Origin of the sequence: Proteus sp. PR00224, from assembly GCF_016238105.1 — a bacterium.
In the GTDB taxonomy this organism is placed as follows: Bacteria; Pseudomonadota; Gammaproteobacteria; order Enterobacterales; family Enterobacteriaceae; genus Proteus.
The window spans coordinates 66,397-82,199 of sequence record NZ_JAEHQU010000008.1 but is presented as its reverse complement, the minus strand read 5'-3'; the positions used below and the strand labels follow the sequence as shown (position 1 = coordinate 82,199).

The window sequence follows — 15,803 nt, the reverse complement described above, 5'->3', positions numbered from 1 at the left end:
AAAACTATTTTTTAATTTTTCTTATTTTATTTATTTTTAATTTTATAGATCTTTATAAAACAAGTTTTCTACAATAATTTCAAAAACAACTCTAAAGAATTCAGGATGATTATTCAGCATAATCTACCTATTTTTATTCAAAATAGAGAGTAAAAATAAATAAAGCATTTTTTAACAACTGAAAAATAATGACGACAAAAATCTAAATATAATAATTTCTAATATATTATTCCTTTTCTCTTTCTTTTATATGAACTTCGGTAACTACTTATTATTTAAAAATAAATTTACTTTTTATTGTCATTTATTTAAGGTGATTTTTATTACTTTTATAAAAAGACGCATTATAAATATGACAACACAAACACAACCCAATAAAAAAGGTTTTTTAAACCGAGTCGAACGCATTGGTAATATCATGCCTGATGTTACGATGTTGTTCGTTTACGCCTTAGTGATCTGCTGGATATTTTCATTCTTCCTCTCATTTGTACATTTTGATTATTTCCACCCAGTGACTAAAGAGAAAATCGCCGTTATTAATATGTTTCAATATGAAGAGATCATATTATTTGTGACAAGTGCGGTGAAAAATTTCATTAGCTTTCCTCCACTTGGAATAACGATTGTTGCAACATTAGGAATTGGTATTGCAGAAAGCAGCGGTTTTATTAAAACGGCTCTAAAAAAAATGCTTTCGTTTATTTCTCCTAAAATGCTGACACCAACGGTTGTTTTTGTTGGTATTGTTGCACACTTAGCTTCCGACTCTGCTTACGTTATTCTTATGCCAGTCTCTGCGATGATGTTCTATGCCAGTGGTCGTCATCCTTTAGCTGGTATCGCAGCCTCATTTGCAGGTTTGGCGGGTGGATTTACAGCAAGTTATACACCGTCAATTATTGACCCAATAATGCAAAGCTTTACTCAAGAAGCAGCACAAATTATGGCTCCGGGATATAGTGTTAACGTTTTATGTAACTACTTTTTTAGCGTAGGTGGAACATTTGGCGTTATTTTAACTTGTTGGTATATCACTGAAAAAATTGTAGAGCCTTGGTTAAATAAAAACTGCCCTTTCTCTTCTAGTATTGATACTAAAGATGCAGAGTTAGGTGAAATCACACCAATAGAAAAACGGGCATTCCGTTTTGCGGGTTGGGCAGTGGTGCTAATGGGAATTGGTTTATTTGCACTGTTATTACCAGAAACCTCACCATTACGTTCACCAGAAGGCAGTTTAACCAGCCCTAAAGCCCCAATTATGCAAATTGTGGTGCCTTTACTGTTTATCTTCTTTTCTGTACCCGGTTTAATTTATGGCTATATGACAAAGTCTTTTGCGTCTACAAAAGATATTGTCAAAGCAATGGAAAATATCACCAAATCACTGATCCCATTTATCGTTTTCGCCTTTTTTGCGGCTCAATTTCTTTACTCTTTTCAGCACTCAAATTTAGGTACACTATTAGCATTATCAGGTGCGGAATTACTGCGCACGCTTAATATGCCTTCAGGTATGACTGTGTTGGGTGTGATATTGCTGACTGCAATCTTAAATATCATGATCACCTCAGCAACATCGAAATGGGCAGTGATTGCACCAGTATTAGTGCCAATGTTAATGGCTGTCGGAATTTCACCTGAATTAACGCAAGCCGCGTTCCGTGTTAGTGATTCTGCAATGAATGTGAGCACACCAATGTTCCCATTCTATCCACTGATTTTGATGTATTGCCAAAAATACTATAAAGGTGCAGGTATCGGTACACTATGCTCAATGATGATCCCCTTTACTATTGGCTTGCTTATTGTATTAACCACCACACTGTTTATCTTTTGGGGATTAGATATCCCTCTTGGTTTTGACAGTGGATATACATGGCAACCTGCATAAATCATTCTTATAAAATAACAGTATTAGGAACAACATTATAATGAACACCCTAGGTCAAAAGTTAGAACAGCGTTTCTTCCGTTATCTGGCAGTTGAAAGCCAAAGTGATGCATCTGCTTCTGTGGTACCCAGCACACAAGGGCAACTTGAGCTAGCAAAGTTACTGGCTAAAGAGCTAGAAACTTATGGATTAAAAGATATTTATATCAACTCTCATGCCATTTTATATGCGATGAGACCAGGTAATAATCCCAATGCGCCTAAAGTGGGTTTTGTTGCTCATCTTGATACGGTTGATGTGGGAATATCACCCAATATTCACCCTCAAACACTGCGTTATGAAGGTATAGATCTCTGCTTGAACCAAGAGAAAGACATCTGGTTTAAAGCTCAAGAACACCCTGAAGCTGTGCCTTATATCGGTGAAGAGATTATTTTCAGTGATGGCACAAGTGTATTAGGGGCTGATAATAAAGCGGCGATCACCGTTGTGATGGAATTAATGGATAAACTGCAACAAGCTGATTTTGATTGTGGCGATATCTATGTCGCGTTTGTACCCGATGAAGAAATTGGATTACGCGGTTCTAAACTGATGGATTTATCTCGCTTTGACGTTGATTTTGCTTACACTATTGATTGTTGTGCATTAGGTGAAGTGGTGTATGAAACCTTCAATGCCGCGTCAATTAAAGTGTCTGTAAAAGGTGTTACTGCGCACCCAATGTCCGCGAAAAATGTATTGTTAAACCCAATTCGTGTTGCTCATGATTTTATTGGCTGTTTTGACCGCTTTGATACACCAGAGCATACCGAGCATCGAGAAGGTTATTTCTATGTCACCGATTTAATAGCCAATCCTGATAATGCAGTGATTAAAATGGCTATTCGTGACTTTGATAAACAAAGTTATGAAGCTCGTAAACAGTTTATTAAACAGTCTGTTGCTTTGATCCAAGCTCGCCATCCTCGTGCACAAATCAACTATGAGATTGTCGATGTGTATAGCAATATCAGTGATTCGATTGGAGAAGATCGCACTGCTATCGAACTTATTTTTGAAGCATTAAAACAATTAAATATTCAACCTAATGTGATCCCAATGCGAGGAGGTACAGATGGCTCTGCGCTTTCAGCAAGAGGATTACTCACACCAAACTATTTCACTGGTGCACTGAATTTCCACTCTCGTTTTGAATTTTTACCTGTTAGCTCATTTGAAAAGAGCTATTTAGTGACAGAAATGCTGTGCCGTTTGGCTGGACAACGCGGATAGTGTGATTGTTGTAGCCAACAAAAAAGCGGAGCCGTTTTCACAGCTCCGCTTTTTTTATCTAGTTTAGAATAAAACTAGATATCAATATTTGCCGCTTTCAGCGCATTCTCTTCGATAAAGGCACGACGAGGTTCAACTGCATCACCCATTAAGGTGGTAAATAATTCATCAGTTGCGATCGCATCTTTCACGGTGACTTGCATCATACGACGTGTATCTGGATTCATGGTGGTTTCCCATAATTGCTCTGGGTTCATTTCACCAAGACCTTTATAACGCTGTACAGCAAGACCACGACGTGATTCTTTTGTTAACCACTCAAGTGCTTCTTCAAAGCTTGAAATTGGCTGACGACGCTCACCACGCTCAATAAACGCACCCTCTTCAATTAGGTTACCGATAATGTCACCTAAATGCGTAATGCGTTGATATTCGCTACTGTGGATAAAGTCATAATCCAATTTGTAGTCTGTATCCACACCATAAGTACGAATACGTAATACAGGTTCGAACAGACGATTTTCATCATTTTGAGCGATGGTGTAGCTATAAGTGCTGCCTTGATCTTCGGCTTCGTTTAAGCGGTTAACCAAGCCACTCATCCACTCTTCAACTTTGGCTTTATCAGATAACGCATCTTCTGTCAGCGTTGAGTGATACACCAAGCTGCTTAACATGCTAAGTGGATAGATACGCTCCATACGACGAATAATCTTATGCGCTGCATGGTAATCAACAACCAATTTTTCAAGTTGCTCACCGTGCATTGCGGGTGCGTGTTCACTCACATAAAGTGCTGCGCCATCAAGAGCGATCGACATCAGATACTCGTCCATTGCGTCATCATCTTTGATGTATTGCTCTTGTTTACCTTTCTTCACTTTGTAAAGAGGTGGCTGAGCAATAAAGATATGACCACGTTCGATAATTTCTGGCATTTGACGATAGAAGAAGGTCAGTAACAGAGTACGAATGTGAGAACCATCGACGTCCGCATCCGTCATGATGATAATGCTGTGATAACGCAGTTTATCTGGGTTATATTCATCACGACCGATACCACAACCTAATGCAGTGATTAACGTTGCAACTTCTTGAGAAGCCAGCATTTTATCAAAGCGTGCTTTCTCAACGTTTAGGATTTTACCTTTTAACGGAAGAATAGCCTGTGTTTTACGGTTACGCCCTTGTTTTGCAGATCCACCCGCAGAGTCCCCTTCCACTAAATACAGTTCAGAGAAAGCAGGATCACGTTCAGAACAGTCCGCTAATTTACCTGGTAAGCCACCTAAATCTAATGCGCCTTTACGACGTGTCATTTCACGCGCTTTACGTGCAGCTTCACGCGCACGAGCAGCATCAATGATTTTACCAACAACGATTTTCGCGTCATTTGGATTTTCTAACAGATATTCCACCAGCTTCTCATTCATCAGCGTTTCTACCGCTGTTTTCACTTCTGAAGAAACCAGTTTATCTTTTGTTTGTGATGAGAATTTAGGATCTGGGACTTTAACAGAGATAACCGCAATCAAGCCTTCACGAGCGTCATCACCCGTTGCACTGATTTTCGATTTCTTATTAAAACCTTCTTTATCCATATAGTTGTTTAACGTACGTGTCATTGCAGTACGGAAACCAACTAAGTGAGTACCACCATCACGTTGTGGAATATTGTTGGTAAAGCAATAAACGTTCTCTTGGAAACCGTCATTCCACAACATTGCCACTTCAACACCAATATTGTCTTTTTCTGTTGAGAAATAGAATACGTTTTGATGAATAGGCGTTTTGTTACGGCTTAAGTATTCAACGAATGCTTTAATACCGCCTTCATAGTGGAAATGATCTTCTCGGTTATCACGTTTATCAATTAAACGGATAGAAACGCCTGAGTTTAAGAATGACAACTCACGAAGACGTTTTGCTAGGATCTCATACTGGAATTCAGTCTCACCTTTAAAGGTTTCAAGACTTGGCCAGAAGCGTACAAATGTCCCTGATTTTTCAGTATCGCCAATCACTTTTAAGCGATCATCAGGCACACCATGACGATAAATTTGTTGATGGATATTTCCATCACGATGGATTGTCAGTTCAAGTTTTTCAGACAACGCATTAACAACAGAAACCCCTACACCATGAAGTCCACCAGAGACTTTATAGGAGTTATCATCGAATTTACCCCCCGCATGCAGAACGGTCATAATAACCTCTGCTGCTGAGACACCCTCTTCTGGGTGAATGCCGGTTGGAATTCCACGACCATCATCTCGAACAGAGACGGAGTTATCTGAATGGATAGTGACAATTATCTCATCACAAAAACCCGCGAGGGCTTCGTCGATTGCGTTGTCGACCACCTCGAAGACCATGTGATGCAGACCGGTTCCATCATCTGTATCCCCGATATACATCCCCGGGCGCTTACGCACCGCATCCAGCCCTTTTAATACTTTGATACTTGAGGAGTCATATGTATTCGACATCAACGTTTCTCGCTTTATTCCTATGGTTTAACCTCTATTTTGCCACGTTCTACGCTAAATAGCCTGCTATTTACATCTAGCATATCTTTCACTTGCCCTTGTGTTATCGCACTGACAAACACTTGAGCTTGCGTAGACTTTAGACGCTCGGCTAATAACTGACGCCGACTCGCATCTAATTCGGAAGCAAAATCATCGAGCAGATACAGGCATCTTTGCCCATTCTTACGAGTGAAATATTCACCTTGTGCCAGCCTCAAAGCACACATCAACAACTTGAGCTGGCCTCGTGACAACATATCTTCTACTGGCGTGCCGTTTGCTCTAATACGTAAATCCGCCTTATGAGCACCAAGTGAGGTATACGCTAACATTTTATCACGTTCAAATTGACGTGCTAGCAACTCACCATAATCAGTTTCTTTATCCCATCCCCGTTGGAAGCTCACTTTCAACGAAAATTCAGGTAAAAACAGACGACACGTTTCTTCAATATCTTTAGCGATATCTTCGGTATATTGAGCTCGCCATTCACTTATCTGTTCTGTTAATAAGATAAGCTCTTTATCCCAAGGCATCAGTTGTCGATAAGACGTTGCTTGCCTCAGTGCTGCATTACGTTGTTTTAATACACGTTTTAAATCTGACCATGCAGCAAAAAATCGAGGTTCATTATGGAAACAACCCCAATCAATAAAAGCGCGACGATATTTAGGCCCACCATTCAGAAGTGTAAAGCCTTCAGGTGTTATTAATTGCATAGGTAACAATTTTGCTAATTCTGCAATTTTATGACCATCGCTGCCATCAATACGCACTGTACTATTGCCTTCGCGATCTTTACTTAATCCAATCGCATAGCCACGGCTCTCTTCATTTAGCCCACTTAAGCGCCCATGAAGAATAAATTCATTTTCATCATGCTGGATCACGCGATTAGCTTGAGAACTACGAAATGCGCGTCCGTGGCCTAACGTGTAAATCGCTTCAAGTATACTTGTTTTACCACTCCCGTTAGGTCCAACAAGGAAATTAAAGCCATCCGCTAATGGCAGATCCGCCTGTTCAATATTTCTAAAATGACGGATCAATAAACGGGATAAAATCATGTTAGTGACTATTATAAACGCATTGGCATAACAACATAAGCAGCCGCAGAACTTGCCACATTCTCTACTTGAACACTTGAAACAGCATCTGTTAGTAGAAGTTTAACTTCTTCACATTTCAATGTATTAAGTACATCAAGGAGATAACTGACATTAAAGCCAATTTCCATTTCTTCACCTTGATATTGAACATCAACAATCTCTTCTGCTTCTTCTTGCTCAGGGTTATTAGCTGTAATTTTCAATTGACCGTTGGTGAGGTTTATACGCACACCACGGAATTTCTCATTGGATAAAATTGCAGCACGAGAAAATGCCTGTTTAAGAATATCACAACCCGCAGTCACTGTTTTCGTTGGATTTTTCGGTAATACACGACGATAGTCAGGGAAACGACCATCAACCAACTTCGAGGTGAAAATAAAATCCCCCACATGAGCACGTATATTATTACTACCGATTTGCAATTGCAGTGAGCTTTCACCACCACCATCAAGTAAACGCATCAATTCAATAACACCTTTACGAGGAACAATAACAGAATGTCCTGGTAAAGATTGCCCAATATCCATTGAACATACCGCTAAACGGTGTCCATCTGTTGCAACTGTGCGTAACTCTGTATTTTCAGTTTCAAACAACATGCCGTTGAGGTAATAACGCACATCTTGATGCGCCATTGAAAATTGAGTGGCCTCAATCAGACGTTTTAATGTTGCTTGAGGCAAAGTAAATTCAACCTCACTTTGCCAATCATCTAAATTAGGAAAATCAGATGCAGGTAATGTTGATAAGGAGAAACGACTACGACCTGAACGCACTAATAGGCGATCACCATCGAGCTCAACACTAATTTCAGCACCTTCTGGTAGCCCACGCCAAATATCAAAAAACTTACGCGCAGGAACAGTTGTGGCGCCAATTTCATGAGATTGGCTAAGATTAACTCTTGCCACCATCTCCATTTCAAGGTCAGTCCCCGTTAGCGATAAGGTATTTTCAGTGACCTTAAGCAATAGGTTACCTAAAATAGGTAATGTTGGACGACCACCTAAAGGGCCACTTACTTGTTGTAGCGGCTTAAGAAGCTGTTCACGTTCAATGATAAATTTCATAGCGCTAGGATGATAATGTTCTGATTAAGTTAGAAAAATCTTCTTTGATGTCATGACTTTCTTCACGCAATTGCTCTATTTTTCGGCATGCATGAAGGACTGTTGTATGATCACGACCACCAAAGGCATCCCCGATTTCAGGCAAGCTGTGGTTTGTTAATTCCTTCGCCAGCGCCATTGCCATTTGCCTCGGACGGGCAACCGATCGGGATCTCCGCTTTGACAGTAAATCAGCGACTTTAATTTTATAATATTCAGCAACCGTTTTTTGAATATTATCGATAGTGACTAATTTTTCCTGCAAAGCGAGCAGATCACGTAATGCTTCACGTACAAAGTCGATAGTAATCGCACGACCTGTAAAGTTTGCGTTAGCAATTACTCGGTTTAATGCACCTTCAAGCTCACGGACGTTAGAACGAAGTCTTTTAGCAATAAAAAAGGCCACTTCGTCAGGTAACTGAATTTGGTTTTCATCCGCTTTTTTCATCAAAATCGCCACTCGGGTTTCAAGTTCAGGTGGCTCAATAGCAACCGTTAATCCCCAACCAAAGCGCGATTTTAATCTGTCTTCAACACCATTTATCTCTTTAGGATAACGGTCTGACGTTAAAATAATTTGCTGATTTCCCTCTAACAATGCGTTAAAGGTATGAAAAAATTCTTCTTGTGAACGCTCTTTATTGGCGAAAAATTGAATGTCATCAATTAATAGTGCATCCACAGAACGGTAATAGCGTTTAAAGTCTTCTATCGCATTATTTTGTAATGCTTTTACCATATCTTGTACGAATCGTTCAGAATGCATATACACGACTTTTGCATTCGCTTTGCGTTCCATAATGCTGTTACCCACGGCGTGTAACAAGTGCGTTTTACCAAGCCCTGTTCCACCATATAAAAAGAGTGGGTTATAAGCTCCACCTGGGTTATCAGCAACTTGTCTTGCCGCTGCTCTTGCTAACTGGTTTGACTTACCTTCAACGAAGTTATCAAACTTATGTTTAGGGTTAACGTTAGAACGATAATTGAGTTCAGGCAGCTGAGATGCCGGTTGATTATCCCAACTAGGACGAACAGGCTGACTATGTGTTGGAGCGGTATTCACTGTCGGATGTACAACAGCTTTAGGAATACTTTCTGTAGTACGTGCAGATGCGGGTTTATTACCCACTTCAAAACGTAAAGAAGGGACTTCAGAGCCACAAAAATCCACTAATAATGCGTTGATATTATTAATGTATTTTTCTCTCACCCAATCTAAGACAAAACGATTAGGTGCATACAGCGCCAGCGTATTATCGCTTAGTTCTGCCTGCAAGGGACGTATCCACATACTAAATTCAGTGGCAGGTAACTCATCCTGCAATCGGGCAAGACAATGCTGCCAAAGCGAAAGTGACACGGCGAACTCCCCTAAAAAAACAAGACTAAAAAATAAACAGGAAAAATGCAGTTAAACACTGTGCGCCTAAATACAAAGTGCACAACACCGTTCCTCTTCAATTCTTAATAAGGAACAACTCTTGGTGACAACGATTTTTTTACATCGTGACTCACGATCGCAGACTGGCTATTCTGATCGTGACGGGGGATCATATCGCAAAATGAAACGAAGATCCTCTTTCTTTTGCACAGTTTTTATGGTTTTTATCCACAGGCTTGCCGATTTGTGATAATTCACCAAATGAAATATGCAAAGGCGTTCTAGTGTACTTGAGTCGTCCTACAAATAGCAATTGGGGATAACTTTCTCTTTGCATAAATATCTCTTTCTTATAGTAAGTGATCAAATATCTCTCATTTGATCCGCTAAAGATCCTTGCGCTTTCACCGTGAGTCCGTATAATCTTGCACCCTGCGTGCTTGTACCAACAAAGTCACTTATTAAGACTTTTTTAGGTCGCTAATAAGCGTACTCGTTGCGCATAAGTCAGGATTGATTATCGGGTTTGCTAAAAAAGACGACAAAAATCGGTACTTAAAGCGTCATCTTCATTGACGCATTTGAGTGATTTTATTACAATCCCGCATCTTTCCATCATTGATGCTGCGATTGAAGTACTGGTTTGTTTATTTATTGCACGCCTGTCTGTCAACGCATTTGCTGAATCAGTAATTATATTAAGTAGGTAGAAATCGCCATGAAACGCACTTTTCAACCGTCTGTACTGAAGCGCAACCGTAACCACGGCTTCCGCGCTCGTATGGCCACTAAAAATGGTCGTCAGGTTCTGGCTCGCCGTCGTGCGAAAGGCCGCGCTCGTCTGACCGTTTCTTCGAAATAATAAAAGCTAACCATTCCGTGGTTAAGCTCGCTTTTCCAAGGGAGTTACGTTTGTTAACTCCCAAGCATTTCAATTTTGTTTTCCAGCAGCCACAACGTGCGAGTTCTCCAGAAGTTACTATTTTGGGTCGCCAGAATGAGCTGGGGCATCCCCGCATCGGTCTAACAATCGCAAAGAAAAACGTTAAACGTGCTCATGAGCGCAATCGTATTAAACGATTAGCCCGTGAATACTTTCGTTTACATCAGCATGAATTACCGCCGATGGATTTTGTGCTATTAGTAAGAAAAGGGGTTGCTGAACTTGATAACCATCAATTGACGGAAGTGTTGGGTAAATTATGGCGTCGTCATTGTCGCTTGGCTCAAAAGTCCTGATCTTGCTGATTAGGGGCTATCAACTGGGGATTAGTCCTCTGTTGGGGCCTCGTTGTCGTTTTAATCCTACGTGCTCTCATTACGGAATTGAGGCATTGCGCAGGTTTGGAATGATAAAAGGTAGTTGGTTAACAGTGAAACGCATATTAAAATGCCACCCTTTACACGAAGGTGGTGATGATCCTGTCCCACCTAGAAAAAACGACGATAACAGAGAAAATTAACGATGGATTCGCAACGCAATCTTCTATTCATCGCTTTGCTGTTCGTTTCTTTCCTGATCTGGCAGCAGTGGGAGGGTGATAAAGTTTCACAAAACACCACCACTACCGCACAGGTCTCGCAACAAGCGGACGTGCCAAGCAGTGATAGTCTTGCTGTAACTGGTAACAGCAATGAGCAGGCAAAATTGATTACCGTAAAAACTGACGTACTTGATCTTCGCATCAATACTCAGGGCGGTACTATCGATGAGGCTGATTTGTTAGCCTATCCCGCCGAGCTTAATTCGACAACACCTTTCCGTTTACTGGAAACTACACCACAATTCCTGTATCAGGCTCAAAGTGGCTTAATCGGCCCAGATGGTCCAGATCAGAAATCTCGCCCAGTTTATAGTGCTGATAAAAACGAATTCGTACTTGGTGAAAATCAAGATGAATTACGCGTACCTATGACTTTCGTAAATGAAGAAGGCGTAAAATTCGTCAAAACCTTCATTCTGAAGAAAGGTCAGTACGATATCGGTATTGATTACAAAATTGAGAATACAACAGATAAAACATTGACCATGAACTTCTACGGTCAGTTAAAACAATCTGTTAAATTGCCAGAAAGCCGTGATACAGGTAGCAGCAACTTTGCGCTACACACTTATCGTGGTGCGGCATACTCATCAGATGAAACCAACTATAAAAAATACAGCTTTGGTGATATCGAAGATAAAAACTTATCTATAACCACCAACAATGGTTGGGTTGCAATGTTACAACAATACTTTGCAACAGCATGGGTTCCTTCTAAAGAGAGTCAGAACAATAGCTTCTACTCAATCACTTTAGAAAACAAATCTATTGCTCTGATTGGTTATAAATCAGCACCAGTGACAATTGCACCAAATAGCAGTGCTGATATCAGCTCAACATTATGGGTCGGTCCTGAAATTCAATCAGAAATGTCAGCCATTGCGCCACATTTAGACCTATCTGTAGACTACGGTTGGTTATGGTTTATCTCTCAGCCACTGTTTAAACTGCTGAAATTCCTTCACAGCTTTATCGGTAACTGGGGCTTCTCCATCATCATGATCACCTTTATCGTTCGTGGTATCATGTACCCGCTGACTAAAGCGCAGTACACCTCCATGGCGAAAATGCGTTTACTGCAACCAAAACTGGCTGCACTGCGTGAACGTATTGGTGATGACAAACAACGTATGAGCCAAGAAATGATGGCGTTATACAAACAAGAGAAAGTGAATCCTCTGGGTGGTTGTTTACCACTAATTATCCAGATGCCAATCTTCCTTGCGTTGTATTACATGCTGATGGGCTCTGTTGAATTACGTCATGCGCCATTTATGTTATGGATCCAAGACTTATCTGCGCAAGATCCGTACTACATCCTGCCATTATTAATGGGTGTGACAATGTTCATCATTCAGAAACTGTCTCCTACAGCAGTGACTGATCCGATGCAACAAAAAATCATGACCTTTATGCCGGTTGTGTTTACTGTATTCTTCCTGTGGTTCCCATCAGGTCTGGTTCTGTACTATATCGTCAGTAACTTAGTGACCATTATCCAGCAGCAGTTAATTTACCGCGGTCTGGAAAAACGTGGCTTACACAGCAGAGACAAAAAATAAGGTCACATGAGGAAAAACCTCTTCCTTGGTTACATTCAAAGGAAAGTGACATAAAATAGCGAAGGCGGTCTACAATGACCGCCTTCTGTTTTTTATATTGATATGATTATTCTGATTAAGCGAGTACACCATGCATAGCACTGATACTATCGTCGCTCAGGCCACACCTCCGGGAAGAGGCGGTGTTGGTATCCTACGCGTTTCTGGCCCTAAAGCAGCACTTGTGGCACAAACTGTCTTAGGTAAATTACCTAAACCTCGTTATGCCGATTATCTGCCATTTCGCAATGATGATAACTCCGTGCTTGATCAGGGTATCGCTCTTTTCTTCCCAAATCCGCACTCATTTACAGGCGAAGATGTTCTAGAACTACAAGGTCATGGCGGCCCCGTTATTCTGGATTTATTACTAAAACGTATCTTACAAATTCCTGGTGTGCGGATTGCCAATCCTGGTGAATTTTCTGAACGCGCATTCTTAAACGACAAACTCGACTTAGCACAAGCCGAAGCCATTGCTGACTTAATAGATGCCAGCTCAGAACAAGCGGCACGTTCAGCGATTAATTCATTACAAGGTGCATTCTCCTCTCATATTAACGAGATGGTAGAGTCATTAACTCACTTACGCATCTATGTTGAAGCGGCCATTGATTTCCCTGATGAAGAAATTGATTTTCTTTCTGACGGTATCATTGAAGGAAAACTTAACGCTGTTATTGCAGAATTAGATGATGTTCGGGCTCAAGCACGCCAAGGCAGCTTACTGCGTGAAGGGATGAAAGTAGTTATCGCGGGTCGCCCTAATGCGGGTAAATCAAGCTTATTGAATGCATTAGCAGGCAGAGACGCGGCGATTGTTACGGATATTGCTGGTACAACGCGTGATGTATTGCGTGAACATATTCATATCGATGGTATGCCTTTGCATATTATCGATACAGCGGGTTTACGTGAAGCCAGTGATGAAGTTGAACGTATTGGTATTGAGCGTGCTTGGAAAGAGATTGAGCAAGCAGACAGAGTGTTATTTATGGTTGATAGCACCACAACTGATGCAACAACCCCTGAAGATATCTGGCCTGAATTTATGGCTCGTTTACCAAATACCTTGCCTGTTACTGTTATTCGTAATAAATCAGACTTAACGGGTGAGAATGTTGAGATCACGGCTCAAGGTAATTACCCGATGATCCGCTTATCCGCACGCGATGGAATGGGTATTGAATTGCTGCGCGATCACCTAAAAGAAGCTATGGGTTTTAATAGTAATACTGAAGGTGGTTTCTTAGCGCGTCGTCGCCACTTACAAGCCTTAAATACCGCCGCAGAGCACTTACAGCAAGGTCACGAACAATTGGTTTATGCAAAATCAGGTGAATTATTGGCAGAAGAGTTAAGACTAGCTCAACAAGCGTTAAGTGAAATCACTGGTGAATTTACCTCTGATGACTTATTAGGCCGTATTTTCTCTAGTTTCTGTATTGGGAAGTAAAGCCTCATTTCCACTACCTATGGCGTGTAAATAGAAAATTAACCACACGCTATAGGCTCTTTAAAAACAACTAAGTGATATTCTTATTTATTTTCGTAGTTCGTTTTTTAAACAAAAATAGTTGTTTCTACCCCTCTATATTGCTATATTTTCAAACAGGAAAACCGATAGGAGATACCTATGGCTACTACTTCTTTTAGTAAAAGCTTTATTGTTAAAGATAAGCAATCTATTGATTTTATCCAACATGATTTAAGCTACCCACGCCATGTAAAAATAGTTAAACGGAATTACAAAGCAGAAAATAAACAAGGGATTGCGCTATTAAAACAACGATTGTCCAACTTAGAGAACTGCTAAAAGAGTTTGGTGAAGAAGCAACAATTAAGCTTTTACGCAGTTTTTCTAATAAATTAAATAGCGATGTTGAAAAGTTTTTAATCTCTCCAACTAAAGCAATTAGATTTGAGAAAACCAATAATGCGAGAACTTATTTGATTTTAAATGATAGTGGTGAAATTCTTGCTTATTTTTCTCTATCCTTTAAAGAGCTTATACTTGATAACGTTAAAATAAGTAAAACAAAGAGACAGCAACTTGATGGTATTTCTAGAACTGCAGAAAAAGTTAAAGCTTTTCTTATTGGGCAGATAGGAAAAAATACATTAATAGTTGATAACCCTATTTCGTTAGCACTTATCTTACAAGAAATTTATGCTGTATTATCAGAAGCTCAAAAACTTATTGGTGGTAGAATTATCATATTAGAATGTGAAAATAATGAAAGGCTACTTCAACTTTATAAATATCATGGTTTCACCTTAATCGAAATAGAAAACAACTCACCCTCCACTCTTCGAACACTGTATATTCATATTATTGAAAAATAATAGTTACTTGAATATTAATAAATACTATTAAGCTAACTAAAAAATATTTATTCTCACACTTTTTTTAGTGTATCAACAACGCAAACGTTTACTTTCTCTTCTTTATTTTTTCTAATATAAATAGATTTTAAATATCGCATAAATACGCATCTTAATTATGCTTTTTAATGATCTAAATATAGTAAATCAACTAATGATAATGCTAAACTTCGTTTTTAGTTAACTGGGTAAATATCCCCCTTTTATTTAAGAGTCTATCGTGAGAACGCTTTACTTTACTGCACTGACAACAGGCATTCTTTCTGCCATTTGGGCATTTGTTGCTAATCAATTTGACTTATTAAGCTGGGCTGGCTTTTTAGGTTGTACCGCCTATTTTGCTTATCCTAAAGAGGGTATTAAAGGATTAGCCGTTACTATGGCTACCATTATGAGTGGCGTAATTTGGGCATTGGCGATTATTTATGGTAGCCAAGTCTTTAGTGATATATCTATTTTTGGGTATGCAGTAACAGGTGTTATTGCCTTTGTGATGTGTATTCAAGCTAAAAGTGCATTACTTGCTTATATCCCCGGTACATTTATTGGGGCATGTACAATATTTGCAGCACAAGGGGATTTAGCTCAAACTATCCCTTCATTAATCGTTGGTGTTTTATTTGGTTATTCGATGAAAATGAGTGGGCTTTGGGTTGCCAATAAATGGCCGAAAACAGCGTAATTTATTTATGCTAACGCAAATCTAAAAGCGGTGTTTAGTCATGCTAAAGCCGCTTTTTTATCTCCTCAAAAGACATTATCTAAAATCAATCTAAGGTATATCCATAAGCGCTAATATTGATATTTTAAATTAATTTAATTAGAAGATAATTTATATTTAAAAAATCATATATTGGCCATTTAAAATGATAAAAATAAAGACATTTGTTATTAAAATTATAATTAACTAACAATATTTAATATTGTGCTTATTTTAAATTTCCGTCAAAAAATAAAGGGA

Annotated in this window: 14 protein-coding genes; 10 read left to right on the top strand and 4 right to left on the bottom strand. The window is 39.5% G+C overall.

Features of this window, described 5'->3' with window-relative positions:
- Positions 1 to 352: 352 nt before the first annotated feature.
- Both JEP71_RS13865 and pepT read left to right on the top strand, forming a co-directional pair.
- The gene (locus tag JEP71_RS13865; protein WP_198620297.1) at positions 353 to 1,897 is read left to right on the top strand and encodes an AbgT family transporter; all 1,545 of its coding nucleotides are present in this window, start codon (positions 353 to 355) and stop codon (positions 1,895 to 1,897) included.
- A 40-nt stretch (positions 1,898 to 1,937) separates the two neighbouring features.
- On the top strand, positions 1,938 to 3,173 hold the full coding sequence (gene pepT, locus JEP71_RS13860) for a peptidase T (RefSeq protein WP_232797631.1): 1,236 nt from the start codon (positions 1,938 to 1,940) through the stop codon (positions 3,171 to 3,173).
- A 74-nt stretch (positions 3,174 to 3,247) separates the two neighbouring features.
- Here pepT and gyrB read toward each other — a convergent pair whose 3' ends face one another.
- From gyrB to dnaA, 4 genes are read right to left on the bottom strand one after another with little or no spacing between them, the layout of a single operon-like run.
- A complete protein-coding gene (gene gyrB, locus JEP71_RS13855; RefSeq protein ID WP_198620296.1) occupies positions 3,248 to 5,662 on the bottom strand; it encodes a DNA topoisomerase (ATP-hydrolyzing) subunit B in 2,415 nt (804 codons plus the stop codon).
- 20 nt (positions 5,663 to 5,682) lie between these two features.
- Positions 5,683 to 6,771, bottom strand: coding sequence for a DNA replication/repair protein RecF (recF, locus tag JEP71_RS13850; RefSeq protein WP_109373358.1), 1,089 nt, complete (start codon positions 6,769 to 6,771; stop codon positions 5,683 to 5,685).
- An 11-nt stretch (positions 6,772 to 6,782) separates the two neighbouring features.
- On the bottom strand, positions 6,783 to 7,886 hold the full coding sequence (dnaN, locus tag JEP71_RS13845; RefSeq protein WP_198620294.1) for a DNA polymerase III subunit beta: 1,104 nt from the start codon (positions 7,884 to 7,886) through the stop codon (positions 6,783 to 6,785).
- Positions 7,887 to 7,890: 4 nt separating this feature from the next.
- The gene (dnaA, locus tag JEP71_RS13840; RefSeq protein ID WP_100157783.1) at positions 7,891 to 9,291 is read right to left on the bottom strand and encodes a chromosomal replication initiator protein DnaA; all 1,401 of its coding nucleotides are present in this window, start codon (positions 9,289 to 9,291) and stop codon (positions 7,891 to 7,893) included.
- Positions 9,292 to 10,030: 739 nt separating this feature from the next.
- Here dnaA and rpmH point away from each other — a divergent pair.
- The 8 genes from rpmH to JEP71_RS13800 all read left to right on the top strand — a co-directional run bounded on the left by rpmH (position 10,031) and on the right by JEP71_RS13800 (position 15,524).
- On the top strand, positions 10,031 to 10,174 hold the full coding sequence (gene rpmH, locus JEP71_RS13835) for a 50S ribosomal protein L34 (protein ID WP_004246509.1): 144 nt from the start codon (positions 10,031 to 10,033) through the stop codon (positions 10,172 to 10,174).
- Positions 10,175 to 10,191: 17 nt separating this feature from the next.
- On the top strand, positions 10,192 to 10,551 hold the full coding sequence (rnpA, locus tag JEP71_RS13830) for a ribonuclease P protein component (RefSeq protein ID WP_071788569.1): 360 nt from the start codon (positions 10,192 to 10,194) through the stop codon (positions 10,549 to 10,551).
- On the top strand, positions 10,515 to 10,775 hold the full coding sequence (yidD, locus tag JEP71_RS13825; protein ID WP_072070482.1) for a membrane protein insertion efficiency factor YidD: 261 nt from the start codon (positions 10,515 to 10,517) through the stop codon (positions 10,773 to 10,775). The genes rnpA and yidD overlap by 37 nt, the downstream gene beginning before the upstream one ends.
- Before the next feature lie 2 nt (positions 10,776 to 10,777).
- Positions 10,778 to 12,418, top strand: a complete 1,641-nt coding sequence (gene yidC, locus JEP71_RS13820) for a membrane protein insertase YidC (protein WP_023583364.1) — start codon at positions 10,778 to 10,780, stop codon at positions 12,416 to 12,418.
- 130 nt (positions 12,419 to 12,548) lie between these two features.
- The gene (mnmE, locus tag JEP71_RS13815; RefSeq protein ID WP_196533655.1) at positions 12,549 to 13,913 is read left to right on the top strand and encodes a tRNA uridine-5-carboxymethylaminomethyl(34) synthesis GTPase MnmE; all 1,365 of its coding nucleotides are present in this window, start codon (positions 12,549 to 12,551) and stop codon (positions 13,911 to 13,913) included.
- A gap of 180 nt (positions 13,914 to 14,093) precedes the next feature.
- Positions 14,094 to 14,273: a hypothetical protein gene (locus JEP71_RS13810; protein ID WP_198626397.1), complete on the top strand. Its 180-nt coding sequence runs from the start codon at positions 14,094 to 14,096 to the stop codon at positions 14,271 to 14,273.
- Positions 14,274 to 14,407: 134 nt separating this feature from the next.
- Complete coding sequence (locus JEP71_RS13805; RefSeq protein WP_198626396.1) at positions 14,408 to 14,803, top strand: acetyltransferase; 396 nt, start codon at positions 14,408 to 14,410, stop codon at positions 14,801 to 14,803.
- 259 nt (positions 14,804 to 15,062) lie between these two features.
- Positions 15,063 to 15,524: a DUF1097 domain-containing protein gene (locus JEP71_RS13800; RefSeq protein WP_109373355.1), complete on the top strand. Its 462-nt coding sequence runs from the start codon at positions 15,063 to 15,065 to the stop codon at positions 15,522 to 15,524.
- The last annotated feature ends 279 nt before the right edge of the window (positions 15,525 to 15,803 follow it).

Bases quoted from the DNA above. Each gene is read 5' to 3' on its own strand.
- JEP71_RS13865 (WP_198620297.1), top strand. From the start codon at position 353: ATGACAACACAAACACAACCCAATAAAAAAGGTTTTTTAAACCGAGTC.
- pepT (WP_232797631.1), top strand. From the start codon at position 1,938: ATGAACACCCTAGGTCAAAAGTTAGAACAGCGTTTCTTCCGTTATCTG.
- gyrB (WP_198620296.1), bottom strand. From the start codon at position 5,662: ATGTCGAATACATATGACTCCTCAAGTATCAAAGTATTAAAAGGGCTG.
- recF (WP_109373358.1), bottom strand. From the start codon at position 6,771: ATGATTTTATCCCGTTTATTGATCCGTCATTTTAGAAATATTGAACAG.
- dnaN (WP_198620294.1), bottom strand. From the start codon at position 7,886: ATGAAATTTATCATTGAACGTGAACAGCTTCTTAAGCCGCTACAACAA.
- rpmH (WP_004246509.1), top strand. From the start codon at position 10,031: ATGAAACGCACTTTTCAACCGTCTGTACTGAAGCGCAACCGTAACCAC.
- yidD (WP_072070482.1), top strand. From the start codon at position 10,515: ATGGCGTCGTCATTGTCGCTTGGCTCAAAAGTCCTGATCTTGCTGATT.
- yidC (WP_023583364.1), top strand. From the start codon at position 10,778: ATGGATTCGCAACGCAATCTTCTATTCATCGCTTTGCTGTTCGTTTCT.
- mnmE (WP_196533655.1), top strand. From the start codon at position 12,549: ATGCATAGCACTGATACTATCGTCGCTCAGGCCACACCTCCGGGAAGA.
- JEP71_RS13810 (WP_198626397.1), top strand. From the start codon at position 14,094: ATGGCTACTACTTCTTTTAGTAAAAGCTTTATTGTTAAAGATAAGCAA.